The sequence below is a fragment of the bacterium genome (genome assembly GCA_035370465.1).
Classification (GTDB): domain Bacteria; phylum Ratteibacteria; class UBA8468; order B48-G9; family JAFGKM01; genus JAGGVW01.
The window spans coordinates 1-14,619 of the sequence record DAOOVW010000040.1; the positions used below are offsets into that span (position 1 = coordinate 1).

The following is a 14,619-nucleotide window of genomic DNA, read 5'->3' on the forward strand; positions in this document are numbered from 1 at the left end:
CACTACATATTTGCAGAAACCCGTATGAAATAAGGATTTTTCATTTTTGAGTGGCAACTTGACTTGACAGGTAATATTTTTGTAGTATAGTATACAACACTAATATTTAGTATAAAAAAGAGGAAAAAGAAAATGGAAAAGAAAAGAATAGAAGAAGAGAAAAAGAGGAGATGATATGATAAAACTTTATGTTTCGCAGGAAGGAAATGATAATTGGTCAGGACAAATTCCGTTTTCTAATCAAAATAATAGTGATGGCCCATTTAGAACAATCCAAAGAGCAAAGGAAGAAATCACTAAGCAAAAAGAAAATGGTAAATTAAGACAACCAATTGTTTTTTATATGAAAAGAGGAACTTATTTTCTTGATGAGCCAATTATTTTTAATTCAGATGATAGTGGTACTCCTAAATTTCCTGTTCTTTTTACATCTTTTAAAAATGATAAAGTTGTTATAAGTGGTGGTAAAAAAATAGAGAAATGGAATGAAACCAAAATAAATGGGAAAGAAATTATTGTTTTTAAAGTCCCATTTATTAAAGATGATTTAAGAGAAATTTTTATAAATGGGGAAAAAAGAAACAGAACAAGATTTCCAGAAAAAAAATTTTTATTATATAAAAGAGATAAAATTCCTTCTGATTGGAACAAGGGGGAAGATTTAATTTATTTAAGAGAGGATATTTTAGGAAACATTAAATATATAGAAAATAGTGAATTTATTTTTTTACACTTATGGGTTGATGTTCATCTTCCTGTTAAAGAAGTAGATTATGAAAAAGGGATTGTGAAATTTAAGAAAAAGAGTTTAAGGTATCTTTATGATGGAGATACACCTGCAAGATTTTATATTGAGAATATTTTTGATATAGATCAGAAAGGGTCTTTTTATTTTGATAAAGAAAAAAAAGAAATATATTATATCCCTCTTGAAAATGAAAATATTTTTGAAATAGTTGTTCCTTATCTTGAAAATTTAATTATTTTTGAAGGTAATTACAAAAATAATGAATTTGTGGAATATATCAATTTTAAAAATATTATTTTTTCACATACAAACTTTACACTAGATAAAAATTCTGCTGGAGACATGCAAGCAGGATATGAGATTTCAGGTAGTATAAAAGGGAGTGGTTGTAAAAATATAACTTTTGAAAATTGTAATTTTTCTAAACTTGGAAATTATGCAATTGAATTTAGAGATGGTTGTAAAAATAATGAGATAACAAAATGTAAAATTTTTGAAAATGCAGGAGGTGGAATAAAAATAGGGGAATTTTTAAGAAGCGATGAAGTTGATTTATTAAAAAATGATTATTTAAGACATACATATGGGAATAAAATTGTTAATTGTGAAATTTATAATTGTGGTAAGACATTTCACCAGTGTGTTGGAGTATTAATAGGACAGAGTTACAATAATATTGTTTCAAATTGTAATATCTATAATCTTTATTATTCAGGTATATCAGTTGGCTGGACATGGGGTTATAAAACATCTCTTGCTTACAACAATATAATTGAATACAACCAAATTCACCATATCGGAAAACCAGAAAGAGAAAAAGAAGCATTTTTAAGTGATATGGGGGGAATTTACACTCTTGGGATACAACCCGGAACAATTTTGAGAAAAAATAAAATTTACAATATTTCTGCATATAGATATGGCGGGTGGGGAATATATCTTGATGAAGGAAGTTCAGAAATTATTGTTTATGGGAATATGGTTTTTTATACGACTCATGGTGGATTTCATCAACATTATGGTAAGAACAATTTAATAATAAAAAATATTTTCGCTTTTGGGAAAGAAACACAGATAGTAAGAAGTAAAGAAGAACAACATTTATCTTTTAAATTTGTTGATAATATTGTTTATTGGGAAGAAGGAGAACTTTTAAAAGGAAACTTAAAAGATTTTAATTTTTATTTTGATAAAAACATTTATTGGAATACTTCTAGACAAAAATTCAAATTTGGTGAATTTACATTTGAACAATGGCAAGAGAAAGGGATGGATAAAAATTCAAAAATTGAAGAAGTTGATATATCTTTATTTTTGAAAAAATAATTTTTTTCCAACAGTAGTAATTAAGTTTCCTTCTATTTATTATTAAAATTTTTCCCAGCGAAAAATGGAAAAAATTCCTTGCGCAATATCTTTTTTAAATCCTTTTTTGTTATTTTTAATTTCAATAGGAATTTTTTCATTTGTACAAAGGTCTTCAATTTCAGAAGAATTACCCCAAAATTTTTCTGATGCACTAATAAAAACTGACTTTTCATTTCCATTATTGGTTAAAAACAATAATCTATATTTTCCAGAAATGCCAGTTTGCCATTTAATAGTATTTGTTTCCTCTTTGCTCTCTACTGTTAATTCTGGAAGTCCATTACAATCTTTCACAACTTCAAACAGTAATTCTTCAAAATCTTTGTATTGACTACAATAATATGGTAAACCAATAAAAGTGCCAATCATATAAACTTTCCCTTTTCCAAAATTTTGGCTTATGAAAATAGGATTGTTATTTATATCTCTTGCCAATATAAAAGAACTATTTTTACTAACCAGAGGAGTTAACCATCCACTTGGTTTAAGAGAGAATTTTTTATTTTTAAGAAATACTGCAATTTCTTCCTGGTTAATAATTCTTCTTCCCTCATCACTAATTCCTAATTCCCAAGTAAAATTTCTTTCTTCTCCTGGATAACGATAAAAACCAAGTGAAGTAAATGAATCTGTTTCACCTTCACAAAAAATAGTTCCTCCTGATTGTAAAAATTTCATTAAATGAACAGCAACTTCTGGACGAATAATTAATGACCATGGCATAAATAAAACTTTTAATTTATAAAGAATATCAAGATGATTACTTTCTACAATTTCATAGGGTATATTACAGTTTTCAAGAGATAAAAGATACCCTAATAAATTTTTCCCAGCAAGTTCACTATTTCCATCACTTGCCCAGTTTAAATAGTAATTATCTGGTTCAAATAAAACACCAACTTTGGGATTATCAGGTTGATATGTTTGAAATAAGTCATTATATTTATTGAGCAATTTCCCTGTTTTTTTCATTGCTTTAATTCTTTCTTCTGCTTTTCCATCATTACCTGCAATTCCAAAACCAGATGATTCTCTTCCAAATACCTCATCACGCCAGCACCAGAAAATTACCGCTTTTGCACCACGCCCATATCCATTCCATATCCATCGTTGTTGTAAATCTGCTGGAACTGATAGGTCAACCATATGTCCATTTCTTGCAGAACCACCTTGAAGTTCACTAACCCACATAACTTTTCCTCTTGTTGCTGAACGAATTGCTTCTATCCTAACTCCCAGAATTGATTCATCAAATCTGCCCCAAAGAGGAAAGTGCGAGGAACCAAATCCATCTAATTGGTCTGCCAAAAACCAATCATTTCCTCTACATAATGTTTGTTCAAATCCACCTTCTAAACTCATTATTGATGGCTGTCCACAGTGGGCAGTTATGATATGTTCTTTATCTTCTGACCTTATAGATTCATAACGAAATTTCATATGTTTGGTTGCTCTCCATGTTAAAAACTTTAAGAATTCCATCATTTCAGTATAAGGGCGAGCAGGAAGTTTTCCTGGAAAAACATCTTCCCATTGAGAATATCTACGTTTCCATGCCTTATTTAAGTTTTCTAAACTTTCATAATTTTCTTTTAACCACTCTCTAAAAAGATTTAAGGTGTTTGGACAATAGCAAACATATCCATCTGCCTGGACTGCCCATCTTGTTTCATTCCAACAATCCCAGCCAATAAGATTTTTCACCCCTGCATACCGTTTTGCTATCGTTTTTAAAAAATTTTCCATTAACTCTTGAACTTTAAGATGGTCAGTACAACCACCAGGAGTAAGGCCAACATTACATTCAATTCTAAGACTGGAAATAACATTATTTCCCATATGGTCTATCATATATGAATCAGGAATAATACGATGAATCCAGAAAGGATGAATTTCTGCAATTGTGCTAATAATTACATTTAGTCCTTTTTTTTCACCTTCAGAAATAAGTTCATCATAATCATCAAATTTAAAAATACCCATTTTGGGTTCTATCCATCCCCAGCAAGCCCAAAGTTGAATAGTATTAAAGCCAGAATCACGAATTTTACTCAAATCTTCCTTCCAGAATTTTTTTTCTGGAAATGGTGGCCTATAATATTGAACACCTAATATCATAAATTTCTCCTTTTTAATTGTGAGGTACTGCTAAAGTTTTGGTTATTTTCAATTGAAACAAAATTTATATTTTTAATTTCATATAGATATTGTAAAATATAGTTTTAGAAAGTCAAATTTTTGTAGAAACTATTTTTTGATTATAATTTACTCAGAAAGAGGAATATAATTTGTAACGATGGCAAAAAAGATATGAATTATAGGGTTATTGGACAATAGAAAGCTAACAGGAAGAAGGGATTGCTGGTAGATGAGGAAATTATTCTTGAGGGACAAATTACTCAACAGAAATATCCTGAAAAATTAAGGATAATAACATATTATGATGATGAACATGATAAAATTTATCAGTTTTTGACAAACAATTTCTACCGCTTTTTATCAAGAGAATGAATAGAAGAGAAAAAGATATGGGGAAAAAATGTTAAAAAAGATATTAACCAGGTTGGTATTTGGCTTGTTTTTATTATGTTTTGCAGGGAACGTATTGGGATTAGAGATGAAAAAATATATCTATACAGAGGACTTTGAAGAAAAAGATCCTGTGAAGTTTTGGACAAGCAATGGAAAGTATACAATAAATTTTAAGGGATTAACAGATGAAAAAGCATTTTCAGGCAAGCAGAGTTTTAAATTAGATATAACCTTTGAAGAAGGGAACTTTTTTTACTGGTGTATTCCTGTAAAAGTTCCAGCAGAAGGGGAATTAAAATTTTCAGGTAGCATACTTTTAGGAGAAGAAACAACAGGCAGTGCTGGATTAGGAGTAAATGTAATTTTCCCACCTACTTGGTATTCTAGTTGTGGTAGTTTTGATACTTATGGGACAACAAAAGGCGAATGGAAACTAATAGAAGGTGACTTAGTGAAATATGGTAAAGAGACTGCTGAGGGAGTGTTTAAGCAACATGTTTGGTGGGTAAGTGGGAAAGATGTAGGCGTTTATGTTGATAGAGTAGGAATTTTTCTATATGGTAGTTCAGGCAAGAGAGTAGTTGTTTATGTAGACGATATAAAAATAGAAGGAGAAGTTCCAACAGAAGAATCATATAAACAAGAGATAGAGAGAAGGTGGTCAGTTGTAAAAACGAGATTTGATGAGAAGAAAATATCTGATTGGGAAAAAATATTGGTAGAAAGTCAGCAAGAGATATCTACATTTACCTCTCTTACTCCAGAGGCAGAGGTAATAAAAAAAGATGTAGAAGAAAAGATAAATATTTTGAAGAAAGAAATAGAGGAAATAAAAAAAAGAGGATATATCAATAAGCCAGAGGTAGATGAAATGAATCTTTCATTAACACAACTAAAAGATACTATTAAAACCATAAAGAGTATTTCAGAAAGAGAAATAAAACAAAGGGGATGTCTTATTTATATTATCTCCCCAATTAGTGGACAGAAGATATTACCCAAAGATACATTTATTCCTGGTAATATATCTGATGAGATACAATTAGTAGCAACGCCTGGAGAATATGAGTCAGGGAGTTTTGTAATACATTCACTTTCTAACATAACATCTTTGAAAGTAGAAGTTGAAGATTTAAAAGGAGAAAAAGGAATTATATCTTCTGAAAATATAGACATAAAGTTGGTAAAATGTTGGTATCAATCAGGGACTGCATGGAGTAGTATAATTCAGGAAAAAAATAACAGAGTATTAGTTCCAGAATTATTGCTTAATGATGATAATTTAATAAAAATTGACTATGAAAATGAAAAAAATTATCTAAAACTAAATTTTCCAGAAGGCGAGAAATATATTTGGATAAGCGATCCAGATGAACCTGAAGGAAATCAAGCCAAAATTTTATCTATAAATGATTATCCAGTAAAAGATAGTTCTGTTCTTTTGCCAGTGAATATACCCGAAAAGACAAACAAACAATTCTGGTTAACAATAAAAGTCCCTTCTGATACAAAGGATGGGATATATACAGGAACAATAAAACTATCAGATACAAAAGGAGAAATAGGGGAAATTATATTAAGAGTAAAAGTTCTGCCATTTATTCTTGCATCTCCCAAAACATATTATGATATAAACGAAGATTTTATTTCAAGTATTTATTATCGTGGAGTTCTACATAAAGATTATCCGGAAGGGACAATATCATCGGAATATAAAAGTAAAGAACAATTAAAGGCAGAACTAAAAGATATGTATGAACATGGGATAACAAATCCTATTTGTTATCAAGGTTCTGATGAAAAATTTTTAGGAGAGTACTTAAAAATAAGGCAGGAAGTAGGGATAGTTAACCAAATTCTTTATTCTATTATAAGTGCTAATTGTCCACCATCTGCTATAAAAAAAATCATAGAATTTGTTAAAGAATATGGAATAGAAGAAGTTTATTTTTATGGTATTGATGAGGCATCAGGAGAAATGTTATCAGCCCAGAGGCCTGCATGGGAAGCAATACACGGGGCAGGAGGTAAAGTATTTGTTGCTGGCTATAAAGGAGATAATTTTGCTTTAATGGGAGATATACAGGATTTATTTGTTCGTGCTGGTTATCCATCAAGAGAAGAAGCAGAAAAGTGGCATGCAGTTGGGCATAAAATTTGGTGTTATGCCCATCCGCAAGCAGGTCCAGAGAATCCAGAGGTATGGAGAAGAAATTTTGGTCTTGTTCTATGGAAAAGCAATTATGATGGAGCAGCGACGTATGCTTATCAGCATTCTTTTGGGAATATCTGGAATGATTTTGACCATCCTACATATAGAGACCATAATTTTACTTATCCAACAGTAAACGGGGTAATAGATACAATTGCATTAGAAGGTTATAGGGAAGGACAAGATGATATAAGATATGGAACAACTTTAAAAATAGAAATAGAAAAAGGGAAAAAATCAAAAAATCAAAAAATAAAAAGTATAGCACTTGAGGCAGAAAAATATTTAGAAGAAATAGATGTGGAGAGAGGGGATTTAGAAACTATTCGTTTAGAGATGATTAACTACATACTAAAATTAACAGATAGGTATGAAAAGCAAAGATAATTTTGATAGAACCACATATAAAGAGGAAAAAAAATGAGAAAATTTGATTATAATAAAATTAAAAATCCAGTAATGAAAGATAAAGAAGTCAATTTGAGGGACCCAGCATGTTATTTAAAAGATGGTATAATTTATGTTTTTTTTACAATTCATAATTTAAAAGATGATACTGTCTGTATTGGGATGACAAAAACATATGATTTTATTGAATTTGATAAAATAAGAAGTATTTCTCCAATTGGTTATGCTTCTCCTGGAAATATTATAAAGGTAGAAAATAAATGGTTTCTTTGTTATCAGCAATATAAGGAATTTCCACATTACCTTTGTTATTCCTGGACTTACGACTTTGAAAATTTTTCTCCACCTAAAAAATTTTTTAATACAGATAAAACAAATAAATGGAATGAAGATGGAAGAACAATAGACCCTTATATTGTTGAAAATAATGGAGTTTATTATTGTTTTTATGTTGGTTCAAATAGATGGTTAAAAGGTAATGGTTATAATATGATAGGGATGGCAAAAAGTTATGATTTTGAAAATTGGCAAGATGTATCAAAAGAAAAACCAGTTATTGGAGTAAATTATGATTGGGAAAAACCAGATGGAAATGAAAATAATTGTGTAATTAAAGTAGGAGAAAAATGGGTTATGTTATATTCTGCTTCATTAACATATCAAAAAATTGCCTATGCTGAAAGTTATGACCTTTTGAACTGGAATAAAAGATGTTTGTGTGATGTACCTATTATAAAAGAAAGTGAATTAAGATTTGGCGCTCCTTTTATAATTGAAGGGCTATCAAAAAATAGTGAATATTATATGATTTATATGGGTGAAGATAAGAATAATAGAACAAGTTTTATTCTTCTAAAAAGTTATGACCTGATTCACTGGTCTTAAATTATTTCATTCAAATTCCCATTAGAGGAAAAGGGGGGCTTATTTATGTTCCTGAATTTGACAATAATGGGTTTTCATATACAATTATTTATATGGGAGTAAAAAAATATCTTGCAATTGACTTGGGTGCAGAATCAGGTAGAGGTATTGTTGGGGAATTTAATGGAGAGAAAATAAAAATCAAAGAAATTCATAGATTTCCTACTTATAATACAAATGTTTTTTCTCATATTTTCTGGGATGTCTTAAAAATATTTGATGAAATAAAGATTATTTTAAAAAAAACGAAAGAGGAGGGAGAAATAAGTGGAGTTGGGGTGACAACATGGGGAGTGGATTGTGCATATATTGGAGGAGGAAATCTCTTACTATCAAATCCATTTCATTATAGAGATAGCAGAACAGATGGAATTATGGAGGAAGTTTTTAGTATTATTCCAAAAGAAGAAATTTTTGAAAAAACAGGAATTCAATTTATGCCTATAAATACTCTTTATCAACTATATTCTACAAAAAAGGAATTTCCATATATAATTAACTCAACTGAAAAATTATTATTTATGCCTGACCTTTTTAACTTCTTTCTTACAGGAAAGAAATTTTCAGAATATACAATTGCAACAACTTCTCAAATGTATAATTCTTTATTAGAAGGACAGGATAAAGCGCCACGAGGAAACTGGGCTTATGATATTATTGAGAAATTGAATATACCAGTTAGCATTCTGCCAGAAGTAATTTCGCCAGGAACATTTTTGGGTAAAATGGAAAAGGGTATTTCAGAAGAAATTGGATTGGAAGATATAAATATTTATGCAGTTTGTTCTCATGACACATCTTCTGCTGTTGTTTCTATTCCTGCAAAAGAAGAAAAATATGCTTATATTTCTTCTGGAACATGGTCTCTTTTAGGAGTTGAACTATTTCAACCAATAATAAATGATAAAAGTTTTAATTACAATTTTACAAATGAAGGAGGTTTTGGTGGGAGTATTACATTTCTCAAAAACATTATGGGATTATGGATTTTACAGGAATGCAGAAGATATTGGGAAAAAGAAGGTAATTACTATGACTATCCAACTTTAACTGAAATTGCTATAAATTCACAGCCATTTTATTCATTTATTGATGTTAATGATGGGGTATTTTTATTCCCTGGTAATATGCCAGAGAAAATAAAGGAATATTGTAAAAAAACAGGACAGAAAATACCAGAGGAAATTGGACAAATTGTTCGTGTTATTCTTGAAAGTTTGGCATTAGAATATAGATATAACATTGAAAATCTTGAACAAATAATAGAAGAAAAAATAGATGTGGTACATATTGTTGGAGGAGGAAGCCAAAATAAACTATTATCTCAATTTTCTGCCTCATCAATGAAAAAAATTGTTATAACAGGCCCATCAGAAGCAACAGGTATCGGCAATTTACTTGTTCAAGCAATAGGGGATAATGAAATATCAGATGTTTCGCAGTTAAGAGAAATTGTAAGAAACTCATTTCCTCTGATTGTTTTTCAACCAAGAGATACTTCAAATTGGGAAGAAAGTTATGAGAAATATAAAAAATTGAAGGAGTTTCATGATGGATTGTAATTTCCTTTCTGACTCTTTAATTACCTATCTTGAAAAAATATCATCTAAAACATCAATTCCTGGTGGTGGAAGTGTTGTATCTCTCGTTTCCTCTTTAAGTTGTTCACTTCTTGATATGGTTTTGAATTACACTATTGGAAAAGAAAAATATAAAAAATATGAAAATAAGTTCATTGATATTAAAAACAAAAATCAAAAGATTAAAAAGGTTCTTTATTCTTATATTGAAGAAGATAGCAAAATTTATAAAAAAATAAAAGAAAACTCAAAAAATGAGGAGAAACAGCAAATTTATCTTGAAAAATCAATTCAAATGCATAATGAAATATGTAATTATATGGCTGATTTAATTGCCTTTTCCTTTTTTGTTGCAAAATATGGAAACAAACACTTAATTTCTGATTCAGGAATTGTTGCTATTCTATCTCTTTCATCTTTTAAAGGTGCAAAACTAAATATTTTGATAAATATTAAGTATATTGATGAAAATGGTAAGAATAAATATCTGCCACTTATGAAGATATTGAATAAGAAAGAAAAAGAACTTGAAAAAAAGGTAGAGATAATTTATAACTATGCAGTCGAAAAAATAGGAGTTCAAAATGGGAGATATTATAGATGGAAATAAAATTGCACAAAGAATAACAGATAATACAAAAAAAGAAATAGAGGAATTAAAAGAAAAAGGAATTTATCCAAAACTTGTTGCAGTTAGTGTTGGTGAAAATCCGGCAAGTTCTGTTTATATAAAACAACAGAAAAAAAATTGTGAAAAAATAGGGATTGAATATGAGTTAAAAAAATTACCTGAAAGTTATAATGAAAATCAGATAATATCTTTTATTGAAGAACTTAATTTGGACAATAAGATTACAGGGATAATTTTGCAACTACCTTTACCTTCTGGCATAGATGTAAAAAATATCCAATCAAAAATCTCACCAATAAAAGATGTTGAAGGAGTAAATCCAGTAAATCTTGGATGGATTATTTATGGCAAACCGTTTCTTGCACCTTGTACTGCACTTGCAGTAAAAAAAATTATTGATTCTTTAAACATTGACCTTTATGGAAAAGAAGTTGTTATGGTTGGTCATAGTGATATTGTTGGGAAACCAGTTGCTTTACTTCTTGTAAATGAATTTGCAACAACCTGTATCTGTCATATTGGAACATCGGATAAAGGTAACCTTGAGACGCATATAAGGAGAGCAGAAATTTTAATTGTTGCAGTTGGGAAGGCAAATCTTATACCTGGTGATTGGGTAAAAGAAGGAAGTATTGTGATAGATATTGGAATAAACAGAGTAGGAGACAGAATTGTTGGGGATGTTGAATATGAAAAGGCAAAAGAAAAGGCATCCTTAATTACTCCTGTTCCAGGAGGAGTTGGTCCAGTTACAACTGCAATTCTTTTAAGAAATATTGTTATGGCAGCAAAGAGTACTGTTAACCTACGAAGTTAACAAGTGCTTGAATATCAATGACTTACGATAAATAAGAACTATTTCCGATAAATGAAAAAGTAGAAAGTAGCAAAAGAAAAATAAAGAAAAAGCAAAAGGGGAAAACCCCCTCACCCCGACCTCTCCCCATCGGGGAGAGGAGAGAAAGAGGGAATGTATTTCCTTCTCCCCTTTGCCCGTCCGCCGTCTTTCCGCCAAAAATCGCAGAGGATTCGCAATGTTTTGTGGCGAATTTTGTGGTGGAGGGGAGAAGGCTCGCCCGTAGTGTATACGCCCAAGGGATTTAAGGTGAGGGGAAAGGTTTTTACTGTATGTATAAACTCAAATGGGTATAAAACTTATTTTCTTCTTATAATGTTTATATAGGCGTTAGGGTATAGCATCTACCTTTGTTAAAAAACCCTGTTGCTGTGATGAATATATGATATAATAAACTTACTTAGTGCCTAATTATGGCGGAATTTGGGATTTTCAGAAAATACAAAATAAAATCAGCAGGTCTTTATGGAAGTTGTGCAAAAAGAGAACAAATATTAAATTCTGATGTGATATATGAGTAAGAACTGAAAACATATCGGAAAAAATAAAAAATGATTATTTTAATTATTGGGTTAATTATTGGGTTAATTATTATAGCAGTGGAAATTTATTTTGTTGTAAAAGCAAAAAGAAAAGAAAATATGGCGGAAGAGAAAAAGAAAAAAATTGAAGAAACTGCTGAAATAATAAAAAATAAAGCAATATCAGAAGCAGAAGAAAAATTAAAAGGAGCGAATGAAAAACTTGAAAATATAAAAAGGGAAATGGCGGAAATACAACAGGAAAAAAATAGATCCAAAAAAGAAAGAGAAACAATTGAAAAAATAAAGGAGGAATTAAAAGAAGAGAAAAAGAGTTTAAATAAAAAAGAGTTTATTCTGATACAAAAAGAATATGAATTAGAGAAAAAAGAACAAGATTTGAGCTTTCAAAAGAAAATGAATGATGAAGAATTTATACGACAAGAAGAAAATCTTAATAAACTAAGAGCTCGTATAAAAGAAGAATCTTTAAAGGTAGATGAGACAAAAGCAGAGATTCGCGAGAAAATAATGCTATTACAAGAACAAGAGAAAAGTTTAGCGATGAAAGATAAAGAGAGTAAAAAAATAGAAGAAAATTTGAGGGAACAACAGAGAGAATTGATAAAAAGAGAAAAATGGGTAATTTCTAAAGAAAAAGAATTAAATGAAAAAATAGGAGAATACGAAAAAAAGTTAGAAGAAATAGCAGAAATTTCAAAAAAAGATGCTATTGACATACTTTTGAAAAAAATGGAAAATGAAGCCCAAAAAGAGTTTTTGGAAAAAGGGAAATTAAGAAGTTGGGATGATTTTTTAAAATAAAAGGGATTAAAAAAAATGCAATTAGACGAAAAATTAAAAAACCTATTTCCAAATTTAGTAGTTAACAAAAAACTTGCTTTGACAAAAGAAGTAAGTAGATTACCAAGATTTATTAGCGAATATTTGATAACGAAATTTTTGGAAAATGACAAATTAAATACAGAAAAACTTTATAATTTTTTAAAAGAGCATTATATATCTCCTGAAGAAAGAAACGATGCTTTACATCAATTAAGAAAAGAAGGGATAAAAATAATTATGGATGAATTTTATGTAGAAATGAAAGTTTCAGGAGGTATTGCTTCAGAAATTATTCCCGGTTTACACATTCCCTCTTTTCAAATAAATAATGCGTGGGTTAAAGAAGAAGTTCTTGATAATAACAGAGATTTATTAAGAGGTGGAATGTGGGGACTTGGGAAAATAGAATTATCCAGAAACATTTTGCTAATAACACATTCAATTGATACTCTGTCTTTTCCATATAATTTTAAAAATATATTTTTAGAAATTTTTATTCAAAAACTTGAAGAATGTGGATTTGAAATAATAACAACAAGTAATAAAGACCCACTTTTTATTTCAAATTATAGAAAAATTTTTCAACAAATAGAAGAAACAGGAAAAAATTCTTTTAAAATTGATGATATACCAGATGAAATAATAATAAGAATTGGACAAGAATTGTTAGCAAATTATATATTTAAACCATTTATAGTATATCAACGAAATGAGAAAGTTTTATCTTTACAAATTCAATATTATTCAATGGCAGAAAAAAGATGGAAACTTTTTGAGAATAAAGAAGGGAAAGTAAATACTATTGTAGAAGAAGAAATAAAAGAATTTATAATTGAGTCAGTAGTCAAGTTTATTGAAAAAGAAAAAATAACTCCGGGATTCTATATTACTTTGACAGAATTTACTCCTTATCAAATTTCTTCTATATCTGTCAATCCAATAATTTCAAATAGAAAAGAATTTTCAATTGAAGATTGGAAAGACATAATTATCCGGTCAATTGGTTTAGAGCCAAAAAACTATTCACCTAAACAAAAACTATTGGTTTTAACAAGATTAATTCCACTTATTGAAGCCAATGTTAATTTAATAGAATTTGGGCCAAAAGCAACAGGAAAAACATATATTTATAGGAACTCTTCAATATATACGAGAATTTTTGCAGGTGGAAAAGTTAGTCCAGCCCAGATATTTTATCACGGGACATATAAAACTATTGGGGAAATTGTAAGAAGAGATTGTATTATTTTTGATGAACTTTCAAAAGTCATTTTACCAGAAGAAATGATAAGCAAATTAAAGGATTATATGGTTGATGGATTTTTTGAAAGGTTGGGATTAAAAAGAGCACATAGTGAATGCAGTTTAGTATTTATAGATAATGTAGCAGCGAATAACATTGACAATTTAATTAATGAAGATATCCATCCTATAATCAGGGACACTGCTTTTTTAGATAGAATTCATGCTTTTATTCAAGGATGGGAATTACCTAAAATTTTGACCTCTGATGAACATCTTGCCCAAGGATTTGGATTTACTTCTGATGTATTATGTGAATTTTTTCATCAAATGAAAACTAAAAATTTCATAGAAATTATTGATGAAAAAATTAAACTCATTGGGGAAACTATAACCATTAGAGATGAAAAAGCAATTAAAAAAATAAGTGCAGGACTACTTAAAATTTTATTCCCTGATAAGAATATCAATAATGAAGAATTATTAGAAATAGTAGAATTTGCTATTGAATTAAGACAAAATGTAAATAAACTTCTTTATAAATTATTACCATTTGAATTTTCCTATAGAAATATTAAATGTCAACTCAAATAATTTTATTTGAACCGCTCTTAATGGCATATGTTAACCTACGAAGTTAACAAGTGCCTGAATATCAATGACTTACGATAAATAAGAACTATTTCCGATAAATGAAAAAGTAGAAAGTAGCAAAAGAAAAATAAAGAAAAAGCAAAAGGGGAAAACCCCC

At 29.3% G+C, this 14,619-nt stretch carries 10 protein-coding genes; 9 read left to right on the plus strand and 1 reads right to left on the minus strand.

What is annotated here, in order from left to right:
- Nucleotides 1-175: 175 nt before the first annotated feature.
- Nucleotides 176-2,074, plus strand: a complete 1,899-nt coding sequence (locus tag PLW95_06150) for a right-handed parallel beta-helix repeat-containing protein (protein HOV22245.1) — start codon at nucleotides 176-178, stop codon at nucleotides 2,072-2,074.
- A gap of 42 nt (nucleotides 2,075-2,116) precedes the next feature.
- Here PLW95_06150 and PLW95_06155 read toward each other — a convergent pair whose 3' ends face one another.
- On the minus strand, nucleotides 2,117-4,252 hold the full coding sequence (locus PLW95_06155) for a beta-galactosidase (GenBank protein HOV22246.1): 2,136 nt from the start codon (nucleotides 4,250-4,252) through the stop codon (nucleotides 2,117-2,119).
- A gap of 222 nt (nucleotides 4,253-4,474) precedes the next feature.
- On the opposite strand from PLW95_06155, the gene PLW95_06160 reads away from it, so the two are divergent.
- From PLW95_06160 to PLW95_06195, 8 genes are all read left to right on the plus strand, one after another.
- Nucleotides 4,475-4,627, plus strand: a complete 153-nt coding sequence (locus PLW95_06160; protein ID HOV22247.1) for a hypothetical protein — start codon at nucleotides 4,475-4,477, stop codon at nucleotides 4,625-4,627.
- A gap of 28 nt (nucleotides 4,628-4,655) precedes the next feature.
- Nucleotides 4,656-7,247: a hypothetical protein gene (locus PLW95_06165; GenBank protein ID HOV22248.1), complete on the plus strand. Its 2,592-nt coding sequence runs from the start codon at nucleotides 4,656-4,658 to the stop codon at nucleotides 7,245-7,247.
- A 33-nt stretch (nucleotides 7,248-7,280) separates the two neighbouring features.
- Entirely contained in the window at nucleotides 7,281-8,153 is an 873-nt protein-coding gene (locus tag PLW95_06170) for a hypothetical protein (protein HOV22249.1), read from the plus strand.
- A gap of 92 nt (nucleotides 8,154-8,245) precedes the next feature.
- Nucleotides 8,246-9,754, plus strand: a complete 1,509-nt coding sequence (locus PLW95_06175) for a rhamnulokinase family protein (protein ID HOV22250.1) — start codon at nucleotides 8,246-8,248, stop codon at nucleotides 9,752-9,754.
- The gene (locus PLW95_06180) at nucleotides 9,744-10,382 is read left to right on the plus strand and encodes a cyclodeaminase/cyclohydrolase family protein (GenBank protein ID HOV22251.1); all 639 of its coding nucleotides are present in this window, start codon (nucleotides 9,744-9,746) and stop codon (nucleotides 10,380-10,382) included. The genes PLW95_06175 and PLW95_06180 overlap by 11 nt, the downstream gene beginning before the upstream one ends.
- Nucleotides 10,357-11,220, plus strand: coding sequence for a bifunctional 5,10-methylenetetrahydrofolate dehydrogenase/5,10-methenyltetrahydrofolate cyclohydrolase (locus tag PLW95_06185; GenBank protein HOV22252.1), 864 nt, complete (start codon nucleotides 10,357-10,359; stop codon nucleotides 11,218-11,220). Before PLW95_06180 ends, PLW95_06185 begins: the two co-directional genes overlap by 26 nt.
- Nucleotides 11,221-11,810: 590 nt before the next feature.
- Nucleotides 11,811-12,605 (plus strand): hypothetical protein, encoded by a 795-nt coding sequence (locus PLW95_06190; GenBank protein HOV22253.1) that lies wholly within the window; start codon nucleotides 11,811-11,813, stop codon nucleotides 12,603-12,605.
- A gap of 15 nt (nucleotides 12,606-12,620) precedes the next feature.
- Complete coding sequence (locus PLW95_06195; GenBank protein ID HOV22254.1) at nucleotides 12,621-14,462, plus strand: BREX system Lon protease-like protein BrxL; 1,842 nt, start codon at nucleotides 12,621-12,623, stop codon at nucleotides 14,460-14,462.
- Nucleotides 14,463-14,619: the final 157 nt, after the last annotated feature.